Here is a 19117-nt window from a genome sequence, read left to right on the forward strand (position 1 = left end):
AATAGGTCCCGTCAAGGTCCGCCGACGTGACTCATAGGGCGACCTCGACGACGCGTATTACCTCGCAGGCCATCGCAGCGGTTTAGGCTCGGCGCCATGCCGATCCGGTCGCAGATGCGATTCCTCAAGATGTACGGCCCGAGCCTTGCCGTCGGATTCGCTCACGACGTGTCCCACCTCGTCATGCGCAAGGTTCGCAGGGCTCCGGTCCCGCCCGGTGTCGAGGTCACCGACTTCGATCCGCTGGATCCACAGACGGCGGCAGACCCATATCCTCACTACCGTCAGCTCTTGCAGAGCGGTCCCGTCCACTACAACCCCAAGCGGGACATCTTCATCCTGAGCAGATATGAAGACGTGCGGGCCGGTGCCCGCACCCATGAAGTGTTCTCAAGCGCCGACGGCATCTCCTACAACCGCATGCGTGCGCCCTCCCTGCTGACGGTAGACCCGCCCAGACACACCCAGATGCGCAAGCAAGCTCAACCGGCGTTCACCCGCGGGGCGCTGGAGTCGTGGCAGTCGACGGTGGTGCAACTGGCTCGCGACCATACCGCCCGGTTGTTCGACAACCCGCCCGTCGACATCGTCCAGTTGCGCTTGCCGAGCCCCTTCCGACCGCCGTGATCGCCCACATCCTCGGCATCGCCGACGACGACCTGGTGGCCTTCAAGGAATGGTCGAACGAAACGGTTCGACTGGCCAACGCGAACATGTCGCCCTCGGGGATGAAGCAGGGGTTCGCGGGAATGCGGGCGATCGGCCATTTCCATCATTACTTCACCGACAAGTTGCGCCGGGGTCGGTTCCTCGAGGCGGACACCGTATTAGGCCGACTGGTAGCCAATGCCCACGACGGCAAACTCAGCGACGACGAGCTGTTCTTCTTTGCCTTTCTGCTGTTGCTTGCCGGCAACGAGACCACCACGAACATGCTCGGCACCCTGTTCTTGACGCTGTCGGACAACCCTGACCAGCTCCGGCTCCTGCAGAAGCGCCCCGACCTGATTCCCAGTGCCATCGAGGAGCAGCTGCGCTACTACGCGCCGATCCAGGGCTTGTACCGCACAGCGCGCTCTGACTATGTCGTGGGATCAGCGACCATTCCCGCGGGCGCACGGGTACTGCTGCTCTGGGGCGCAGCCAACCGAGATCCACGTCAGTTTGAGGATCCGGACGCGTTTCGGGTTGAGCGCAATCCCACAGGGCACGTCTCGTTTGGTTCAGGAGTCCATCTGTGCCTGGGCGCGCAGCTCGCCGGGTTGGAAGGTCAGTCGGTATTGCGCGAGATCGTCGCTCACGTGGACCGCATCGAGATCGTGGGTGACCCGAGCTGGCGGGCCAATCCCACGCTGCGGGGACTGACCAAACTCGACGTGCGGGCGACGCGCCGCAACGGTGCCCCGGATGCTGCCCTGGCGGACGTCCACTGAACGACGTGGTGCATCTGCACTGAGCGGGCAGGCCGAGTACCGAAGTCGGGCGCGAGAACCGTTGTTACCATCGCGCCGTGCAGGGCCCCGGTGACGGACCGCGATCGTGGTCGCGGCGCGACGTCCTCAGATACGGCGTGTCGACACCGGTGCTGCTGTTACTCGGTGTGGCGGGGGCGTCGGCTGGTAGGCCGATAGCGTCGGCGCGTCCCTTGCGGCTGGTCGACTTCACGCACCGGTTGGTACCCGCCGACCAGATCAAGGCGGCGGGCTATGACGGGGCACTGGTGTACGTGTCCGAGTTGCGCCCGGGCGCCGACTTCGACTTCAAGCCGGTCACCCGCGCGTACGCGGATTCGCTGCGTACCGCCGGTCTGCATGTCGTCAGCTGCTATCAGTACGGCAAGCCGGGTTGGCCGACGCCGTCGGATTACACCCGCGGATATGACGGCGGGGTGGCCGACGCACAGACCGCGCTTCGGTTGCACGCCGCGGCCGGCGGAGCGGAGTCCGCACCGATCTTTTTCAGCATCGACGAAGACGTCGACCTCGAAACCTGGAAAAGCGTTGCCGCGCAGTGGCTCCGTGGGATCAACTCCGTGCTGGGGGTACAGCGCACCGGTGTCTACGGGCACGCCCGGGTGTGCGCATGGGCGATTGACGATGCGGTGATCGGGCGGTCGACATCGCCCGGGCACTGGTGGGCATGGCAGACGAAGGCGTGGTCGGGTGGTAAGCGCGAGCCACGGGCGGTGCTGTATCAAGCCGTGGTGGTCAGCGGACCGGATACCGGGATCGCCATGGGCGGTACCCATGTCGATGAGGACGAGGTGCTCGCGCCTGACTTCGGGCAGTGGGATCTCGACCGAAGCTGAATGTCGCCGGGACTCGTCGCTATTGCGCTAGGTATCCCCCATCGACGGGCAGCACGGCACCGGTGATGAAGGAGGCGTCGTCGGACGCGAGGAAGACGATGGCGCTGGCGACTTCGGCCGGTTCGCCGAGACGGCCCATCGGGTGCATGCTCTCGATTGCCGCCAGATACTCCGAGCCGCCCGGCTCCTCAGGAAGCCGCTTGACTCTCTCGGTTCGAATCGTCCCGGGCGCCACGGCATTGACCCTGATGCCCTGGTCGGCCCACTCGACCGCCAAGTGCTTGGTCATGCCGGTAGCGATGAACTTGGCGGGCCCGTACGCCGCCTGGCGCTTCTGGCCCGCCAGCCCGGAGATCGAGGAGAGGCAGACGATGGCGCCACCCCCGGTCGCCACCATCGCCTCGATCGCGAACTTGCACGTCAGGAACATGCCACGCCCGTCGATGGCCATTACCTCGTCCCAGTCGGCGGCGGAGACCTCCAGCGCGTCGCCGAGCGGGATGATCCCGGCGTTGGCGACCAGCACGTCGAGCCGTCCGTAGCGATCGGCTGCCGCCGTGATCATCCGTCGCGCGTCGTCCTCCACCGAGACGTCACCGATGACCGTCTCGACCTGCGCCCCGGCATCGCTCAGTTCATCGGCCAGCGCAAGCAGCGGTTCGCTTTGAATGTCGGTCACGACCAGCCGTGCGCCTTCACGCGCGAAGAGCACGGCCGTCGCCCGGCCGATGCCGAACGCCGCCCCGGTGATCACAGCCGACTTTCCGTAAAGACGCCCTGGTTCATGGGTCATGGCTTGCTCATCACCTTGGTCACCAACGTCCTCAGCCTCCTTGGTTCGCCGATCTTGCCGACGCGCTCGATGCCAGGCACGACCTCGCGGTCGCGCGATCCGGAAATGGGAAATCCTCGGGCGGCAGGGTGATCAGGGGCAGTTGCCTCCGCAGGACGCGCAAAGCTTATGTCCACGCACACGAGGCTCCCAGCGAAACGGCCAAAATTGACAGCGTCGCGTGGCCAGTTACAGATCGTCGGCACCGGCGAAACGAAACAGGCCAGGGCTTGTCATCCTGGCCAGTACATACTCAAGTTTACTTGCGCGGACTCGGACCAGATCCTCGTCAGTGAGCATCACACCGGACAACTCAAACAGCTGAGGATGGTAGCGACCACCTCAAACGGGGCGGTAAATGCGATCCAACTCGCGGGAACTGAATCGCTCACTGATGTCAATGCTCTCGTCGTTGGCGGGCTGCCGGACCCGTGCGAGGATCTGAGGCTCGCCGTCCAACCCCCTGCAGGCCGAGCTCGGCGTTGATCATTGCCACGACGACGTCGTAAACCAACCTCTTCGCCCGTCCCACGGTTGTGGCCATCACCCGCACCTGTTGGGCGCCGTTCCCCTAGCGGTCGAAAGTTCTCCAGACGACCAACGCTGCTCGAAGCGTGGACTTGCCCTGTCCGCGTGGCGCCGCAAGACGGCTTGCCGGATACCCGCTGAGAGGATCATCAGGTGCTTTGTTTTCTTGAACCTTTGCGAAGCAAATCAGGCGGAGATCCATCAAGTACGTGGCTAAAATGTCATTCGCCAGGGTGATGGGACCACCGTTTAGCCACGAGGTAGGGACCACCTGTTTGGCTCAACGGCGATGATCTGTGGTTGACGGCGAGCTGTCAACTGAGGGCTTCTGGCGTTGCCGGTAGGACGGCCCCTCGATGATGAGTTCGTGCGCGGTGGAGGTAAGTCGGTCGACGGCGGATTCGGCGAGCATCGCGTCGGTCATGACCGACAACCATTCATCGGGTCCACGATTTGAGGTCACAATGGTCGCGCTGCGTTGATGTCTGGCGACAACCAGTTCGTAGAAGTCGGCGGTGGCTGTAGCGTCGAGCGGTTGCAGTGCGAAGTCATCGATAATCAGCAGGCGCACTTGCGCGAGTCGCCGTATCTCGGCTTCGGTGCTGTTGTCGAGTCGAGAAGCTCTGAGCCGCTTGAACATTGCATCAGCACGCAGCATCAGGGTCGGGACTCGTCGACGCACCGCAATGTGGCCCAGCGCGGTCGCGAGGTGAGTTTTGCCGACGCCGACCGCCCCGAGGACCACTGCACCGTGGGCGGCGTCGAGGAACCGCAGACTGGTCAGGTCGGTCCACAGGGTCCGGTCGTAGCGCACCGAAGCATCTTCGTCCCAGGTGTCTAGACGCATGCTGGGATCGAGGCCGGCGACGCGTGCTCGCCGCGCGGCGGAGCTGGTGTCGCGGCGGGTGGCTTCGTCGGCGAGGACCAGTTCGAGGAACGCGGCGTGGGAGAGGTGCTGTTGGCGGGCCAGGGCGAGTCGGTCGGGCAGGGTGTCGAGTATCGGTGAGAGTTTGAGTTGGCGCATCGCCTTCTTCAAATCGGGTGAGATCGGGTCAGTGACAACCTCTTTGGCAGGCTTGGTCATCACAGCCCCTTCTGATCGTCGGTGGTGCCGCCGTCGATGACCTGCAACCATTCCGGCCGCGGTGTGGGGCGGTAGTCGCGGGGATCGCGGGCGAACCGGGCTGCAGCCAACCCGGAGGCAGCCCGCGGCGGCGGGACGGGGCTGTTCTCGATGGCCTGCTCCAGCATGGCGGCGATCTTGGTCATCGAGACGACATCGAGATCCAGGGCGCGCGCGCAGGCGGTGTCCACCGGGGCGGGGCCGTAGCGTTTGACCAGCCCGAGCAGCCGATACACCTGACGCATCCTGGTCCAGGGCAGGTCGTGATCGAGCAGGCGTTCGGCGTAGATGCCGATATTCGGGCCGTGACCGGCCGCGGTGGCGATGAGCCGGTGCAGATCGCGCATCGCGTAGCCGGTCTTGTCTGCGGGCAGATCAGCGGGGTCAGTAGAGCGGGTCCCGGCGGGTTGACGTGGGTGAGTCTTCACCAGCTGTCCGCGATGGTAGAACTTGGCCAACTCGCCATCGGCCCGCGCCGATAGCGTCTGGCCGCGCAGGTGGTGCGGGATCGAATACAACGCCTTGGCCAGCTGCACGTGATAGTCGCGGGCCACTTTGACCTCGGCATATACCGGCACCACATACCGCAGCGTCGGAGCAGCCAACAGTGCCGGCGCCTCCCGGTCGGCGAACACCACCGCCGGCTGGGCGCAGGTGGTGCCATGGATACGCAGACCCGCCTTCTGAGCGCACCACACGTGGGCTCGGTGTTGGGCGTCAGCGAGGTCGCTGAACTCTTCGCCGGCGAAGAAGTTGTTGCGCACGTACTGCACCATCCGCTCCACACGCGGTTTGTCTTGCGGGTGGGCCACCCGAGCCGGGTCGGTGGCGAAGCCGCGGGCCTGGGAGTATTCCAGCCACCCCACGGTGAACCTGGGGTTCACTGAATCTGCATGGGCAACAACCGTTCCCATGTTGTCGGGAATGAGGACTTTGAAGACACCGCCGAAGAAATCCCAGGCTGCTTCGCAGCCGTCGATGACCGCGGTCAGGGTTTGGGAAAACGTCAGCCATACGAACATGTGCCGCGAATACACCGCGGTGAAGATCAGCGCATGCACCACCCGACGCCTGCCCGTCGCAGTGTCAAACAGCATGCCCATCCGGGCGAAGTCGATCTGGCATTCCATCCCGGGTTCGCCGTCGACGACCGGCACCGTCCCACCGCGGCGCCGACCCTGATACTTGGTGTGTTCCTGGCAGTAGCGGTGCAACGTGCGCTGCGGAACGATCACGCCCTGGCGGGCCAGCAGGTCACCGATCTTGACCACCGTCAGGCCCTTGTCAACCCACTGGTTGATCTGACTATGGTTGGCGCACAGCACTTCCCACACCGATCCGTGCCCTTGCGGCCGGTCCGGGCGCACCACGGTGACCACCGCGCCGATCAACGCGTCATCGAGCTGATCGACCCCACCGGCCCGGTCCAAGCCAGCAGCCACCGCGGCCTCGACATAGCGCCGCGCAGTTTTGCGATCCACCCCAGCCTGGCTGGCCACCACCCGCAGTCCGTGGCCAGCCAGCCACGTCCGAAGCACTTCACGAATCTCGACCACAGAAACCTCCCGAAACATCCGCGGACCCCTTCACATGACTTCGATGTGAAGCGATCCGATCCAGCTATCGAGCGGCCCCCGACGCGACACGCCGGTGGTCCCATAACTGGCAATCAGGTGGTCCCATGACCGTGGCGCTTTCACTTGAAGGCGTATGCCGTCGCCATAGCCCTTACTGTGACAGGTTGCTTCAACGCTCAGGACGCTATCGAGAGCGGCGTAGATCAAGCCATCGACGATGCCAAGGGCTCGCAGTCGTCCGCCGCGCCGACGACCACCGCAGCGCCGAATTCCTCGTCCTACTTCTCGACCGTCTCCCTGCCGTCCTACCTGACTAAGAAGGGTTGGGAGGACGACGTCGAAGTGTGGGGTGCCACAGTCGACATTTCCGACGCCTCGGCACACTGGGCGCAGCTGAAAAGCGATATGGCGCATTTGTTTAAGCCGGGACAGCCTCGCCGAGACTGGAGATGGTGTCCCAGTTCGACTGAGTCTGAATTCAGATGGCAGATCCCGCAAGACGGCAGTGTGACCTACATCCAGATGTTGCAGTCGTACCAATACACTTACGTAAAGTTCGGAAACGACTCGACCGACCCTGAGTGCTAGGGGCTCGGCGTTTCATTCCCTCCGACGCCGCGCCTTGGTTGTCTCCCAGCATGCAATTGCAGGTGCACAAAGCACGGGTGACGTTGGCTAGGGGTCGCCGCACCCATGCGCCACGCAAGCGCACCCCGCACCGACCTCGGGATAGGCCCGATGCGCGGTATAGCGTGTCCTCGGTCAGCTCGCCGCAGTCGTCGGACCACGGTCCGCCAGTTTCGGATTCATCGTCAGCGCCTTGTCGATGTTGTCGGGCTTCATCCGGCCATCAGGCCCGGTCAGCGGCAGGCAGTCGAATGCCGATCATCCGACTCCTCCATCCGTTGTGGACAACTCGCGCCTGGGGCAGGTGCGGGCGCGGTGTCGGTCGCGGTTTGCGTGCTGGTGTTCTTGAACGTCGCCAGGCGGCCCGCACGTCGTCGTCGGCGCCGGGGATTATGCCCGTGTTCAGCTGTGACTCAGCCGGTCGACGGAGTGGTGACACAAGAAAGGCCCCGCCTTCGGGGCCTGACCTGCTGTTCTGTTGTGGAGCTGCCGGGAATCGAACCCGGGTCCTACGGTGTTCCCTCAAGGCTTCTCCGTGCGCAGTTCGCTATGTCTCTACTTGGATCTCTCGGTCACGCGAACAAGCCGAGATGACGATCCCAGTCGCTGTTGGTGTCCCGATGAGTCCCGCGACCGGACTCACCGGTGGATCCCTCTAGCTGATGCCAGACACCGGGTCGAGGGCTCTCCCGGGCTGACAGACTAGCTGTCGCTTAGGCAGCGAGAGCGTAGTCGCGCTGATTGGAATCGGCGCTTAATTGGTTGCAACGACGCTTACGGTGGTCTCTTGCCTGCACCGGCACGCTTCCCTTGATTCGACACTCGAAGTCGAAACCGTTCAGCCCCTGTGTAGTTGTCGAAACATCACCCCGCCATCTCGGCAGGACTGTTCATGATACGCCCTGATCAACGACGCACTCCACCGATATCTTCCCGGCTGGCTGGTTACCGCACCAGAGGCGTCAGATCACGTAGTTGAGGTGCTCGACGATCCGCCGGCCGACGGCCACGTCTCCGCCGTAGGTGACGGCGTCGTGGTCCAACGGGGTGCGCCCGCCCGCCAGCCGGGTGAACAGCAGCCCGTCGAGCCGGATCGTCGAGGTGGGCTGCTCGTCGCCGAAGTCGTCGACCACCTGTGCCCGGCCCGTGACCGCCACGTTGATCGTGCGGGCCAGCGGCCCGGTCAGCTCGATCGACACCCACGACCCGTCGGGCGCGCCGCCCAGTTTGCCGACAACGAAGCCCATGCTGGCCGACATCTCATCCAGCGCCAGGTCGGCCGCGGGTCCGGTCAGCTCCTCGTTGCTCGCGGGTTGTCCGACCGCGTCGCGGATGTCGTGTTCGTGCATCCAGCAGTCGAACACCCGCACCCGCATGAAACGCCCGTAGCTGTCCGGGCCGGCCGGTGTCATGGTGGCGGCGTTCCAGTCGTCGTCGGAGAGCGCCGTCAGCGCCTCGCGTCGGTCGGCCGTGACCGCGCGGAACTCCTCGAGCAGCTGCCCGGGGCTGATCCGGCGCATGTCGCGCACCCAGCGTTCGTTCATCGCCCCGATGTCGTTGCGCACATGGGTCAGCGTCGAGACGTCGACATCGGTCTCCGGTGTGGGCAGTCCGCGCAACATCGACTCGGTGCCGACCATGTGCGCGGTGACGTCATGCACGGTCCACCCGGGCAGCGCTGTCGGCGCCTGCCACTGCGGGTCGTCCAGACCCGCGGCGAGCGCGGCGATGTCGTCCCACACCGCGAACAGCCCGGCTAGTACGGTGGATTTGTCGAGGATGGTCACGGGACGCGAGGTGTTCACGGGGCAAAACGTAGCGCTGTCCATCGGTGAGCGTGCGCAAAATGCCGCTGCTGCCCGGCGTGTCGCCCTCTGGGCCCACCGCGAAGCGAGGGGACCGCGCACTTCGCGCGCCAAGGAGGTGCTGGTCAGCGAGACGGCGGAGCGAATCCGGACTGTGCCACCGACACGGAGATGCTGCTGCCGATCTCGCCGTTCTCGTCGAAAATGACCGCCGAACCGGTCGCGATACCGTCCTGGGTCGAATGGCTCTGCGATGCCAACCCGATCACCGACCCCGCCGGCAAGCGGCTCAGCGTGAGGGTGTAGTCGGCGTTGATGAACTTCAAACCCTCCGAGCTCCAATTGACGAGCGACGCAGTCACATCCGCGGCCATCGCTACACGGGTGAAGGGGGTCAGCGGCTCGTCGTCGAACAGCGGTTTCACCATTTTCAACCACGTGTACTTCGGACCGCCCTCCCCCGGCCAGGTTTCGTCGGGATTTTGTACCGACAACCCCCAGCCGTAGGTGCGAAGGAACAGCGGGTTGTCAGTCGGTCCCGATTGCGTTGGAATCGGCGGCATTTCGATTTGCGGCGACCAGATCTTTCCGGTCGGCTGCTCGCCGCGACGCAGGAACAGACCACTCGCCTGGGCAACGACCTTCTCGTCTTGGCGAAGAACCGCTTCGACGAGACGCAGACGCTTTCCGCTACGGATCTCGCGGGTCTGTAGCTCGACGGGCGCGATGGCCGCCGGCCTGGGCAGGTCGACCGTCAACCGCGCGGGCAAAAAGTCCGGGTCGTCGACAACCTGTTCGACGGCCCACCCCAACAGGCCGCCGACCACGTGACCGCTGATGAGCGGACCCCAGCCGCCCCTGGCGATCGGTCGCGGGTGAAAGCTCTCACCGCGACGTTCGAAAAACGCGGGGGTAAGCATCTCGGCCGAACTCGTCGCTTCTGTCAACGATGGCGCTCCTACAATTCGACCGGCTAACTAATCGTCATCAGTATCACCTAACCCTTGCGGCGGTCGGCGGGCTGCCCTCCTGGCCCCCGTCGGCCTCAGACACGCGGCAGCGCTGACCATCGGTGAGCGTGCGCAAAATGCCGCTGCTGCCCGGCATGTTGCCCGCAGACACCTTCGTAAGTGGTTTTTGTCAAGGGGGTTGGGGGCCTGCCCCGGGTCCTGGTCTCTACGTAGTTCGTCAAGCGGGTTGGTACCCAACTGCGTGCAACCGAGTTTGGTCAGGACGGGGCGGGGCCTGCTCATGGTGTTTGGCGAGGTCACCGTGCGTGGTGCCTCAGGCACGCGTGGAGCTTGGCCCAACTGTGTTTATTCGAGTGGCTTTGCTCAGGCGGCTGTGGGCACCACCTCCGCGCCGGCGATAGCGGCATCCCAGCTCACCTGTTTGGTGACGACGACATGGATCCAGCGCAATAGCGCGGCGGCGATAGCGGCGCGAGCTTGCCCGTCGGTGAGCTGATTATGTTGGCGCCCAGTCAAATACCGGTAACGCGCGGCCATCGCCGGGTTATGGTGCAACGCCCCCCAGGTCGCACGCCAGGCGGCCAGCCGCAGCCCGGGCCGGCCCCGCCGCGAAATCCGTGCCCGGCCCTGAAACGTGCCGCTGTTGTTGTCGCGTGGGCACAGCCCGGCGTGTTTGACCAGCGCGCGAGGACTGTCAAAACGGGCGGGGTCACCGGTTTCAGCCAAGATCGCCGCCGCCCCGACCGCGCTCAGACCAGCGATGCTGGTGAGCAGCTGGGTCAATTCCAGCTCGTCGAGCACCTCGACCATGCGCTCTTCGACCTGCACCCGCCGGGCCCTCGTCAAGCGCCAGTCACCCAATACCCAGCGGGCGCGCTCCAGGGCCCCGCGGCGCTGGGCCATCACCCCGGTGGGGTCGACCAGCGCGACAAATACCGCCTCGATGATGGCGCGTCGGCGCCGCGATCCACCCCAGCGCGGCAGCTCACGCCCGACCGCGGCCTCAAACCGCGCCAGCCCCCCTTTGTTGAGCCGTTCTGGGCGGCCATCACAGCGATCCAGCACCACCGCCAGCGCCGCACACCAGTTCGCGGAATCAAACGGCGAAGCGGCCGCCTCCAGCACGCCGGGCCAGGCGCACTCCAGCAGATCGCGCAGCTGCTGGATACAGGCGGCGGCCTCAGTGACCAGCCGCGCCCGGCGCGCTCCCAGTTGGCGCAGCCGCGCCCAGGTTTCCTCAGCACGCTCAGGGCGATAGCAGTGCAGTTGGGCCACCAGCCGCGCGATCAACATCGCGTCCTTGTCATCGCTTTTATCGCGGGTGTAATCCTCGGCCTCCCGAGCCTTGCCCACCAGCATCGGATTGACACACATCAACGTCATATCCCGCTGGGCGGCAAGCTCATTAAGTACCATCCACCGGTGCCCGGTCGGCTCACACCCCACCGTCACACCAGCAAAACCATACTTAGCGGCCTGTCTGTGCACCCAGTCCAGCACCGGGCCCATATCCCAGGCCCGCACCCGCACTGTCGTGCGGGCCAGCACCTGCGAATCATGATCACAAACCACCACTGCCTGCTTCTTATCAGCCAGGTCAATGCCCACGATCGCGTGATCGGCCGGCACCAGTCGCCGCAACGCAGCTAACCTGGTATTACGACGCTTGTCACCGCGCGACAAACGATTACTCTTGGCCATGACGTCCTCCTTGGTGTCTTTGGGACTAGAACCCGTCAACGACATCAGGAGGACGTCTTCAATTTCTTCAAATTCTCCAACAACACGCGACATAGCTCTCTTACTACGCACGCTCGCGCCAGAAGCGAAAGAGAGTTAGGTCATGCCTTTGGCGCGGCGACCCAGTTCGCGGATGATCTCCCGGTCCGCGTCGCGACGGGCCAAGTCCTGGCGCTTGTCGCGGGCCTCCTTGCCGCGCGCCAACGCCAGTTCCACTTTCACCTTGCCGTCGGAGAAATACAGCGACAACGGCACCAACGTGAGGTTGCCGTCACGGATCCGCCCGATCAGCCGGTCGATCTCTCTGCGGTGCATCAGCAGTTTGCGGTTGCGCCGCGGCGTGTGGTTGGTCCAGCTGCCGTGGTGATATTCGGGGATGTGCAGGTTGCGCAACCACACCTCGCCGTCGTCGACGGTGGCGAACGCGTCGGCGAGCGACGCCTGCCCCTCACGCAGGCTCTTCACCTCGGTGCCGACCAGTTGGATCCCGGCCTCGAAGGTTTCCAGTATCGAATAGTTGTGGCGCGCTTTACGGTTCGTCGCGACAACCTTGTTGTTGCTGGACCTGGACGGGTCGGCTTTCTTGGCCATGTCAGCGCCGGATGTAGAGGCGCAGCGTGACGTAGGCGGTGACACCCGACATCGCCAACCCCAGGAACAACATGAACGGCGCGCTGAAGTACAGCACGTCGGCGTAGTCGACCTTCGCGATGAGGTTGGCTTGATAGAACTGGTTGAGTGCGTTTTCCAGGAACAACGCCCGCACCAGTATCAGCCCGACGATCGCGATGACCACGCCGATGAACGCGGCCAGCATCGCCTCCACCAGGAACGGCAGCTGGGTGTACCAGCGGCTCGCACCGACCAGTCGCATGATGCCGATCTCGGTGCGACGGGTGTACGCCGCGACTTGGACCATGTTGGCGATCAGCAGCACGGCGCCCACCGCCTGCACCAACGCGATGGCGAACGCGGCGTTGCTGATGCCGTCGAGCACCGCGAACAGCCGGTCGATCAAGTCCTTCTGGTTAAGCACGTTGAGCACGCCGGGTTGGCCGACCATCGCTTCGTCGAATTCGGTGTGCTGTTCGGGATCCTCCAGCTTGACGATGAACGACGCCGGAAACGCGTCGCGGCCGGCGACGTCCTTGTACTGCGGGAACTTCTTGATGGCGTCGTCGTAGGCCTGGTCACGGTTGAGAAACCGCACCGAGCGCACGTCGTCCCTGTTCTCGATCTGCTCGCGCAGCGCCTTGCAGGGGTCGGCGTCGCAGGTCGGGTCGTTGGCCGAGACGTCGTTGGTCAAAAAGACCTGGCTCTCCACCCGGTCGAGATAGATGTCGCGCGACTGGTCGGCCAGCCGCAGCACCAGCAGGCCGCCACCGAACAGGCCGATCGAGATGGCGGTGGTCAGGATCATCGCCACCGTCATGGTGACGTTGCGACGAAATCCGGTGAGGACCTCGTTGATCAGGAAGCCGAAGCGCACTAGCGGTCCATTCCGTAGACGCCGCGCTGCTCGTCACGAACCAGCCTGCCGAGTTCGAGTTCGACGACGCGCTGACGCATCGAGTCGACGATGTGATGATCGTGGGTAGCCATCAGCACCGTCGTGCCCGTGCGGTTGATGCGCTCAAGCAGATCCATGATGTCCTTACTGGTCTCGGGGTCGAGGTTGCCGGTCGGCTCGTCGGCCAGCAGGACCAGCGGCCGGTTGACGAACGCCCTGGCGATCGCCACACGTTGCTGCTCGCCGCCGGACAGTTCGGCCGGCAGCCGGTTGGCCTTGCCCGACAGTCCAACCATCTCCAGCACGTCGGGCACCACCCGGTTGATCACCTCGGCGCGCTTACCGATCACCTCCAGCGCAAACGCGACATTCTCGAACACGGTCTTCTGCTGCAGCAGCCGGAAGTCCTGGAAAACGCAGCCGATCACCTGGCGCAGGCCGGGGATGTGACGGCCGGGAAGCTTGTTGACGTGGAATTTCGAGACGCGGATGTCGCCGGTGGTCGGCGTCTCCTCCCCCAGCAGCAGCCGCATGAACGTCGACTTGCCCGATCCCGACGGTCCGATCAAAAAGACGAACTCGCCTTTCTCGATCTTGACCGAGATGTTGTCGAGCGCAGGGCGCGCCGACGACTTGTACTGCTTGGAGACTCGATCCAGGGTGATCACGGGTGGCCAGTGTAGCGGGACTAGCTGGGCGGAGCCGTCGTCGTCACCGGCGGCCCGAAGGGCGCGAACGGCGCAGAGGTTTCCGGCGGCGGCTCGACGGTCTCGGTCTGCGGGGCCAGCGGACCCGGACCGTCGGGATCCTCCACCGTCGTGGTCGGGGTGACTTCGGTAGGCGACGTCGGCGGCGCCGTGGTGGTGGTGGTCGTCGGGGTCGTCGTGGTCGTGGTCGTCGGGTACGACGGTTCGACCGGCCGGCGCACGTTCGTGCGCGGCACCCACGTGTAGTTGGGGTCGGGAACAAAACCCGGCGGCACGAACTGCGTCGCCGGCACCGGTGGCTCCGGCTTCGGCTCGTAGGTCTGCTGCAGCCACAGCACCGCGACGAACGCGGCGATCAGCGCGAGCGTCGACGTGCGGATCCGCCCACCGAACAGGTGGCTCGGAATGGTAAATCTGCGCTCAGCCATCGGATCGTTCCGCCGTGGCCGCCGAACGGGGCAGGGCGTCCACCGCCGGTGCCGCTTCGGTATGGGTGACGACACCGGCACGGCTCAACGCCCGGACCACCAGCATGCGCAATCGCCTGCCGGCCTCGAACTGCTTACCGGGCAGCGTGCGCGCCACCATCCGGACGTTGACGTTGTCCAGGCCGATGCTTTCCACCCCCATCAGCGACGGCGCATCGAGCAGCAGATCTTTGAGCAGTCGGTCTTCCATCGACGCCTCGCACACGTCGTGCAGAACGTCGTTGACGCGGTTGAGGTCCGCGGTGACCGGCACGGGGATGTCGACGACGGCACGCGCCCAGTCCTTGGACAGGTTCAACGAGCGGACGATGTTGCCGTTGGGGATGGTGAACACCTCGCCGTCGGCGGTGCGCAGCTTGGTGACCCGCAACGTGACGTCTTCCACGGTGCCCTGGGCGTCCTCGGGGGCGCCGACCATGCTCAGCTGCACCAGATCACCGAAGCCGTACTGCTTTTCGGTGATGATGAAAAATCCGCTGAGCAGGTCCTGGACCAATTTCTGCGCGCCGAAGCCCAGCGCGGCACCGAGCACCGCGGCCGGCGCCACCAGCGAGCCGACCGGCACGTTGACGATGTTGGTGATCTGCACCGCGACCACCACACCGAGCAGCACGATGGAGACCCAGGAGATCACCGACGCGACAGCCTGCCGGTGCTTGGACGCCTCCGAGCGCACCAGCGCGTCACCGCTCTCGAAGCCCACCTCGAGTCGCCGGGTGACCTTGTGCGCAGTCCAGTTGATGAACCGCGCGATCAGCACGGCGGCGATCAGCAACACGGTGATTCGGAGCCCCTTGGTGAGGATCCATTCGCCGATGTTGCCGTGCCAGAAGTCATGCCAGCCCTGGGCCGGCGAGAACGCTATATAGCTGCTATTCGTCATCTCGTCTGTTACGCCACCGAATTCCTGCTTCCAGGAACCCGTCGATGTCTCCGTCCAGAACGGCGGCCGGGTTGCCGACCTCGTACTCGGTACGCAGGTCCTTCACCATCTGATAGGGGTGCAACACATAGGAGCGCATCTGGTTGCCCCACGAACTGCCGCCGTCGCCCTTCAGCGCATCGAGCTCAGCACGTTCCTCTAATCGCTTGCGCTCCAACAACTTCGCCTGAAGCACGCGCATCGCAGACACCTTGTTCTGCAGTTGCGACTTCTCGTTCTGGCAAGTCACCACGATACCCGTCGGGATGTGGGTGAGGCGAACCGCGGAGTCGGTGGTGTTGACCGACTGACCGCCCGGGCCGCTGGACCGGTACACGTCAACGCGCACATCGCTTTCCGGAATGTCGATGTGGTCGGTGGTGTCCACCACGGGCAGCACCTCGACGTCGGCGAACGACGTCTGGCGGCGGCTCTGGTTGTCAAAGGGGCTGATCCGCACCAGCCGATGGGTGCCCTGCTCGACCGACAAGGTGCCGTAGGCGAACGGGGCGTGCACCGCGAACGTCGCGCTCTTGATACCCGCCTCTTCGGCGTAGGAGGTGTCGAATACCTCCACGGGGTAGCCGTGCTTCTCGGCCCAGCGGATGTACATCCGCATCAACATCTCGGCCCAGTCCGCCGCGTCCACCCCGCCGGCGCCCGACCGGATCGTGACAACCGCCTCGCGTTCGTCGTACTCACCGGACAACAGGGTGCGCACTTCCATCGCTTCGATGTCGTCGCGCAGCTTCGTGAGTTCGGCGTCGGCCTCCGCCAGCTCGTCGGCACCGCCCTCTTCGTCAGCCAGTTCATACAGCACCGGCAGGTCGTCGAGGCGCTGGCGGAGCTCTTCGACCCGGCGGAGCTCACCCTGGGTGTGCGAGAGCTCGCTGGTGACCTTCTGCGCGCGAACCTGGTCGTCCCACAGGTTGGGGTCGGAGGCCTCGTGCTCCAACTTCTCGATGCGACCGCGCAGCCCTTCGATGTCGAGCACCCGCTCCACCGTGGTCAGGGTGGAGTCCAGTGCTGCAATATCGGCTTGACGGTCGGTATCCACAGGAAATCAGCGTACCGGCGTGTCGGTTCCGCCTCACTGGCGGCAACGGGCCTGCTCCACGTTTAGCATCGGGTGGGTAACCGGCCCGGCGACGACGCGACAGCCCCTTGCCCGTCGCCAGGGCAGCGATACGGCCTACAGAAGGTTGAGTATGCGTCCATATCATGTGGCGATCGTCGGCTCGGGCCCCTCGGGTTATTTTGCCGCGGCCTCGCTGCTGAAGTTCGCCGACGCCCAGGACGACGCCGGGCAGCGACCAGACGTGCGCGTCGACATGCTCGAGATGCTGCCCACCCCGTGGGGGTTGGTGCGCTCCGGCGTGGCCCCGGACCATCCGAAGATCAAGTCGATCAGCGCCCAGTTCGACAAGACCGCAGCCGATCCGCGGTTCCGGTTCTTCGGCAACATCGCCGTCGGCCAACACGTGCACGCCGCTGACCTGGCCGAACGCTACGACGCCGTCATCTACGCCGTCGGCGCCCAGTCCGACCGGCCGCTGGGCATCCCCGGCGAAGAGCTGCCCGGCAGCGTCGCCGCCGTCGACTTCGTCGGCTGGTACAACGCCCACCCGCACTTCGGGGAGATGGCACCGGACCTGTCGACCGGGCGCGCGGTGGTCGTCGGCAACGGCAACGTCGCGCTGGACGTGGCCCGCATCCTGGTCACCGACCCCGATGCGCTGGCCACCACCGACATCTCCGACCACGCGTTGCAGGCGCTGCATGACTGCGGGGTGGAGGAGGTCCTGATCATCGGCAGGCGCGGCCCGCTGCAGGCGCCGTTCACCACGCTGGAGCTACGCGAGCTCGGCGATCTCGAAGGCCTGGCCGACGTCGACGTCATCCTCGATCCCGCCGACTTCGCCGACATCACCGACGAGGACCTCGGCGCGGCAGGCAAGACCGTGCGCAACAACATCAAGGTGCTGCGCGGCTACGCCGAGCGGCCACCCCGCGGCGCCAAGCGGCGCATCGTGTTCCGGTTCCGCACCTCCCCGATCGAGATCAAGGGCGACGGCAAGGTCGAATCCATCGTGTTGGGGCGCAACGAGCTGGTCACCGACAACGGCCGCGTCGTCGCCAAGGACACCGGGGAACGCGAGGAGCTGCCGGCCCAGCTGGTGGTGCGCGCCGTCGGCTACCGCGGCGTGCCCACCCCGGGGCTGCCGTTCGACGACCGCAGCGGCACCATCCCGCACACCGCCGGGCGCATCGACGGCAGCCGCAACGAGTACGTCGTCGGCTGGATCAAACGCGGCCCCACCGGGGTGATCGGCTCCAACAAGAGCGACTCACAGGAGACCGTCGACACGCTGATCGCCGATCTGCGCGAGGCGGAGTTGGCCGAACGCGCCGCCGATCACTCCGATCAGCTGGCGCGGTGGCTGGTGGAGTGCCAGCCCAAGGTGGTCACCGACGACCACTGGAAGCTGATCGACGAGCACGAGCGCTCAGCGGGTGAACCCCACGGCCGGCCGCGGGTCAAGCTGACCAGCGTCGCCGAGCTGCTGCGCATCGGGCACGGCTGAGGTCGGTTCAGGCGTACGGCGGCGGGTCCTGCGCCGGGAGGCCCTCCTGCGGGGCGAACCGCCAGTTGTCCGGGTTCTTCGGCGAATACACCACCGGAAACAGGGCGCCCATCGTCGGCCAGTTGTCGACGTCGAGCGCGAGCCGCTGATACACCACGTGCTCGTTGACGGTGGGGCCGTTGATGACGCCGGTGATCGTCGCGTACTGCTCTCCGGAAACGTCGGTGGGCCGCGGGCTGACCCCGGTCACCAGCAGGGTGCCCGCGGGCCAGTCCGTCCCGGCGCCGCGGCGACGCATGATCATCGGCCCGGCGATGACGACGATCGCACCGATGATGAGCAGCATCGCCAGGAATTCCCACACACCGACATGGTAGGACCACAGCATGATTTCTGAAGACGACAACGAGTGAGGATCGCTGGGCCCACGCCCGAAGGGCAGGGGACGAGGAACGGGCGGGGACCGGAACGAGGAGGAGTCGAAGCATGAACTCCGAGGCCGACGACCTGACGCTGGCGTTGCGGTTGGCCGATGAGGCCGACGCGTTGACGACGGCGCGCTTCGGCGCGGTCGACCTGGTCGTCGAGACCAAACCGGACCTCACGCCCGCCACCGACGCCGACCTCGATGTCGAATCGACGATTCGCCGCCGGCTGGGCGAACACCGACCCGACGATGCGGTGCTCGGCGAAGAGTTCGGCGGGACCGCGGAGTTCACCGGGCGCCAGTGGGTCGTCGACCCCATCGACGGCACCAAGAACTTCGTGCGCGGAGTGCCGGTGTGGGCGACGCTGCTCGCGCTGCTGGACGACGGGATTCCGGTGCTGGGGGTGGTGAGCGCGCCTGCGCTGCAGCGACGTTGGTGGGCGTCCGCCGGGCGCGGTGCCTACGCGCGGGCGGGCGCACAGCCCGAGCGACGGCTGTCGGTGTCCAAGGTCGACAACCTGGGATCGGCGAGCCTGTCGTTCTCCAGCCTGTCGGGGTGGGCGGTGCTCGGGTTGCGCGAGAACTTCATCGGGTTGACCGACGAGGTGTGGCGGGTGCGTGGCTACGGCGACTTCCTGTCCTACTGTCTGCTGGCCGAAGGGTCCGTCGACATCGCCGCCGAACCCGAGGTGTCGCTGTGGGATCTGGCCGCCCTCGACATCCTGGTCCGCGAAGCCGGCGGCACGTTCACCAACCTGGCCGGACAGCCCGGACCGCACGGCGGCAGCGCGGTGGCCACCAACGGGTTGCTTCAGAAGGCGGTGCTGGCCAGGCTTTCGCCGCCCTCCTGAGGGCTTCGCACGGTGTGAGTTGCGCGACAAAGCCAGCGATCTTACTCAAGAGTCAGTTCCAATACCTTACTCTGGAGTCAGTTCGGCAAGCGCGAACGACAATTCCCATAGCGAGG

At 65.4% G+C, this 19117-nt stretch carries 19 protein-coding genes and 1 other RNA gene; 6 read left to right on the plus strand and 14 right to left on the minus strand.

Annotated elements, in window-relative coordinates; all coding sequences use genetic code 11:
- The first annotated feature begins 96 nt into the window (after window positions 1-96).
- From K3U96_RS26935 to K3U96_RS18350, 3 genes are all read left to right on the plus strand, one after another.
- The gene (locus K3U96_RS26935) at window positions 97-627 is read left to right on the plus strand and encodes a cytochrome P450 family protein (protein ID WP_230982190.1); all 531 of its coding nucleotides are present in this window, start codon (window positions 97-99) and stop codon (window positions 625-627) included.
- Window positions 624-1433: a cytochrome P450 gene (locus tag K3U96_RS26940; protein WP_230982191.1), complete on the plus strand. Its 810-nt coding sequence runs from the start codon at window positions 624-626 to the stop codon at window positions 1431-1433. The genes K3U96_RS26935 and K3U96_RS26940 overlap by 4 nt, the downstream gene beginning before the upstream one ends.
- A gap of 77 nt (window positions 1434-1510) precedes the next feature.
- Window positions 1511-2308 (plus strand): DUF1906 domain-containing protein, encoded by a 798-nt coding sequence (locus tag K3U96_RS18350; RefSeq protein ID WP_220690660.1) that lies wholly within the window; start codon window positions 1511-1513, stop codon window positions 2306-2308.
- Window positions 2309-2327: 19 nt separating this feature from the next.
- Here the strand turns inward: K3U96_RS18350 and K3U96_RS18355 are convergent, their stop codons facing one another.
- From K3U96_RS18355 to istA, 3 genes are all read right to left on the minus strand, one after another.
- Window positions 2328-3101 (minus strand): SDR family NAD(P)-dependent oxidoreductase, encoded by a 774-nt coding sequence (locus K3U96_RS18355; protein WP_220690661.1) that lies wholly within the window; start codon window positions 3099-3101, stop codon window positions 2328-2330.
- A gap of 847 nt (window positions 3102-3948) precedes the next feature.
- Window positions 3949-4752, minus strand: a complete 804-nt coding sequence (gene istB / locus K3U96_RS18360; RefSeq protein WP_220690662.1) for an IS21-like element helper ATPase IstB — start codon at window positions 4750-4752, stop codon at window positions 3949-3951.
- A complete protein-coding gene (gene istA / locus K3U96_RS18365) occupies window positions 4752-6365 on the minus strand; it encodes an IS21 family transposase (protein WP_220690663.1) in 1614 nt (537 codons plus the stop codon). Before istA ends, istB begins: the two co-directional genes overlap by 1 nt.
- A 126-nt stretch (window positions 6366-6491) precedes the next feature.
- Here istA and K3U96_RS18370 point away from each other — a divergent pair, with 126 nt between their 5' ends.
- Window positions 6492-6956 (plus strand): hypothetical protein, encoded by a 465-nt coding sequence (locus K3U96_RS18370; protein WP_220690664.1) that lies wholly within the window; start codon window positions 6492-6494, stop codon window positions 6954-6956.
- 517 nt (window positions 6957-7473) lie between these two features.
- Here the strand turns inward: K3U96_RS18370 and ssrA are convergent.
- The 10 genes from ssrA to prfB all read right to left on the minus strand — a co-directional run bounded on the left by ssrA (window position 7474) and on the right by prfB (window position 16195).
- Window positions 7474-7841, minus strand: a transfer-messenger RNA (tmRNA) gene (gene ssrA / locus K3U96_RS18375).
- Window positions 7842-7957: 116 nt separating this feature from the next.
- Complete coding sequence (locus K3U96_RS18380) at window positions 7958-8800, minus strand: maleylpyruvate isomerase family mycothiol-dependent enzyme (RefSeq protein WP_230982193.1); 843 nt, start codon at window positions 8798-8800, stop codon at window positions 7958-7960.
- A 125-nt stretch (window positions 8801-8925) separates the two neighbouring features.
- Window positions 8926-9720, minus strand: coding sequence for a thioesterase family protein (locus K3U96_RS18385; RefSeq protein WP_220693582.1), 795 nt, complete (start codon window positions 9718-9720; stop codon window positions 8926-8928).
- A gap of 414 nt (window positions 9721-10134) precedes the next feature.
- Window positions 10135-11565 carry an IS110 family RNA-guided transposase gene (locus K3U96_RS18390; RefSeq protein WP_220690666.1) on the minus strand — a complete coding sequence of 477 codons (1431 nt, stop codon included), beginning with the start codon at window positions 11563-11565 and terminating at the stop codon, window positions 10135-10137.
- Window positions 11566-11607: 42 nt separating this feature from the next.
- Window positions 11608-12102 carry an SsrA-binding protein SmpB gene (smpB, locus tag K3U96_RS18395; RefSeq protein WP_220690667.1) on the minus strand — a complete coding sequence of 165 codons (495 nt, stop codon included), beginning with the start codon at window positions 12100-12102 and terminating at the stop codon, window positions 11608-11610.
- A gap of 1 nt (window position 12103) precedes the next feature.
- On the minus strand, window positions 12104-13000 hold the full coding sequence (ftsX, locus tag K3U96_RS18400; protein WP_069403539.1) for a permease-like cell division protein FtsX: 897 nt from the start codon (window positions 12998-13000) through the stop codon (window positions 12104-12106).
- The gene (gene ftsE, locus K3U96_RS18405) at window positions 13000-13689 is read right to left on the minus strand and encodes a cell division ATP-binding protein FtsE (protein WP_220690668.1); all 690 of its coding nucleotides are present in this window, start codon (window positions 13687-13689) and stop codon (window positions 13000-13002) included. Before ftsE ends, ftsX begins: the two co-directional genes overlap by 1 nt.
- Before the next feature lie 20 nt (window positions 13690-13709).
- Window positions 13710-14156, minus strand: coding sequence for an Rv3103c family proline-rich protein (locus K3U96_RS18410; RefSeq protein WP_069403541.1), 447 nt, complete (start codon window positions 14154-14156; stop codon window positions 13710-13712).
- The gene (locus tag K3U96_RS18415; RefSeq protein ID WP_069403542.1) at window positions 14149-15099 is read right to left on the minus strand and encodes a mechanosensitive ion channel family protein; all 951 of its coding nucleotides are present in this window, start codon (window positions 15097-15099) and stop codon (window positions 14149-14151) included. The genes K3U96_RS18410 and K3U96_RS18415 overlap by 8 nt, the downstream gene beginning before the upstream one ends.
- Window positions 15089-16195: a peptide chain release factor 2 gene (gene prfB / locus K3U96_RS18420; protein ID WP_220690669.1), complete on the minus strand. Its 1107-nt coding sequence runs from the start codon at window positions 16193-16195 to the stop codon at window positions 15089-15091. Before prfB ends, K3U96_RS18415 begins: the two co-directional genes overlap by 11 nt.
- A gap of 151 nt (window positions 16196-16346) precedes the next feature.
- On the opposite strand from prfB, the gene K3U96_RS18425 reads away from it, so the two are divergent.
- Window positions 16347-17723, plus strand: coding sequence for an FAD-dependent oxidoreductase (locus tag K3U96_RS18425; protein ID WP_220690670.1), 1377 nt, complete (start codon window positions 16347-16349; stop codon window positions 17721-17723).
- Between the two features lie 7 nt (window positions 17724-17730).
- Here the strand turns inward: K3U96_RS18425 and K3U96_RS18430 are convergent, their stop codons facing one another.
- Window positions 17731-18087 (minus strand): hypothetical protein, encoded by a 357-nt coding sequence (locus K3U96_RS18430; RefSeq protein ID WP_220693583.1) that lies wholly within the window; start codon window positions 18085-18087, stop codon window positions 17731-17733.
- Between the two features lie 122 nt (window positions 18088-18209).
- Here K3U96_RS18430 and hisN point away from each other — a divergent pair, with 122 nt between their 5' ends.
- Window positions 18210-19001 carry a histidinol-phosphatase gene (hisN, locus tag K3U96_RS18435; RefSeq protein WP_220690671.1) on the plus strand — a complete coding sequence of 264 codons (792 nt, stop codon included), beginning with the start codon at window positions 18210-18212 and terminating at the stop codon, window positions 18999-19001.
- The last annotated feature ends 116 nt before the right edge of the window (window positions 19002-19117 follow it).

Origin of the sequence: Mycolicibacterium holsaticum DSM 44478 = JCM 12374 (genome assembly GCF_019645835.1) — a bacterium.
In the GTDB taxonomy this organism is placed as follows: Bacteria; Actinomycetota; Actinomycetes; order Mycobacteriales; family Mycobacteriaceae; genus Mycobacterium; species Mycobacterium holsaticum.

Excerpts from the sequence above, each read along its gene's own strand:
- K3U96_RS18410 (WP_069403541.1), bottom strand. The coding sequence starts at position 14,156 with ATGGCTGAGCGCAGATTTACCATTCCGAGCCACCTGTTCGGTGGGCGG.
- K3U96_RS18390 (WP_220690666.1), bottom strand. The coding sequence starts at position 11,565 with ATGTCGCGTGTTGTTGGAGAATTTGAAGAAATTGAAGACGTCCTCCTG.
- hisN (WP_220690671.1), top strand. The coding sequence starts at position 18,210 with ATGAACTCCGAGGCCGACGACCTGACGCTGGCGTTGCGGTTGGCCGAT.
- istA (WP_220690663.1), bottom strand. The coding sequence starts at position 6,365 with ATGTTTCGGGAGGTTTCTGTGGTCGAGATTCGTGAAGTGCTTCGGACG.
- K3U96_RS18415 (WP_069403542.1), bottom strand. The coding sequence starts at position 15,099 with ATGACGAATAGCAGCTATATAGCGTTCTCGCCGGCCCAGGGCTGGCAT.
- K3U96_RS18425 (WP_220690670.1), top strand. The coding sequence starts at position 16,347 with ATGCGTCCATATCATGTGGCGATCGTCGGCTCGGGCCCCTCGGGTTAT.
- K3U96_RS26935 (WP_230982190.1), top strand. The coding sequence starts at position 97 with ATGCCGATCCGGTCGCAGATGCGATTCCTCAAGATGTACGGCCCGAGC.
- smpB (WP_220690667.1), bottom strand. The coding sequence starts at position 12,102 with ATGGCCAAGAAAGCCGACCCGTCCAGGTCCAGCAACAACAAGGTTGTC.
- istB (WP_220690662.1), bottom strand. The coding sequence starts at position 4,752 with ATGACCAAGCCTGCCAAAGAGGTTGTCACTGACCCGATCTCACCCGAT.
- K3U96_RS18385 (WP_220693582.1), bottom strand. The coding sequence starts at position 9,720 with ATGCTTACCCCCGCGTTTTTCGAACGTCGCGGTGAGAGCTTTCACCCG.
- K3U96_RS18355 (WP_220690661.1), bottom strand. The coding sequence starts at position 3,101 with ATGACCCATGAACCAGGGCGTCTTTACGGAAAGTCGGCTGTGATCACC.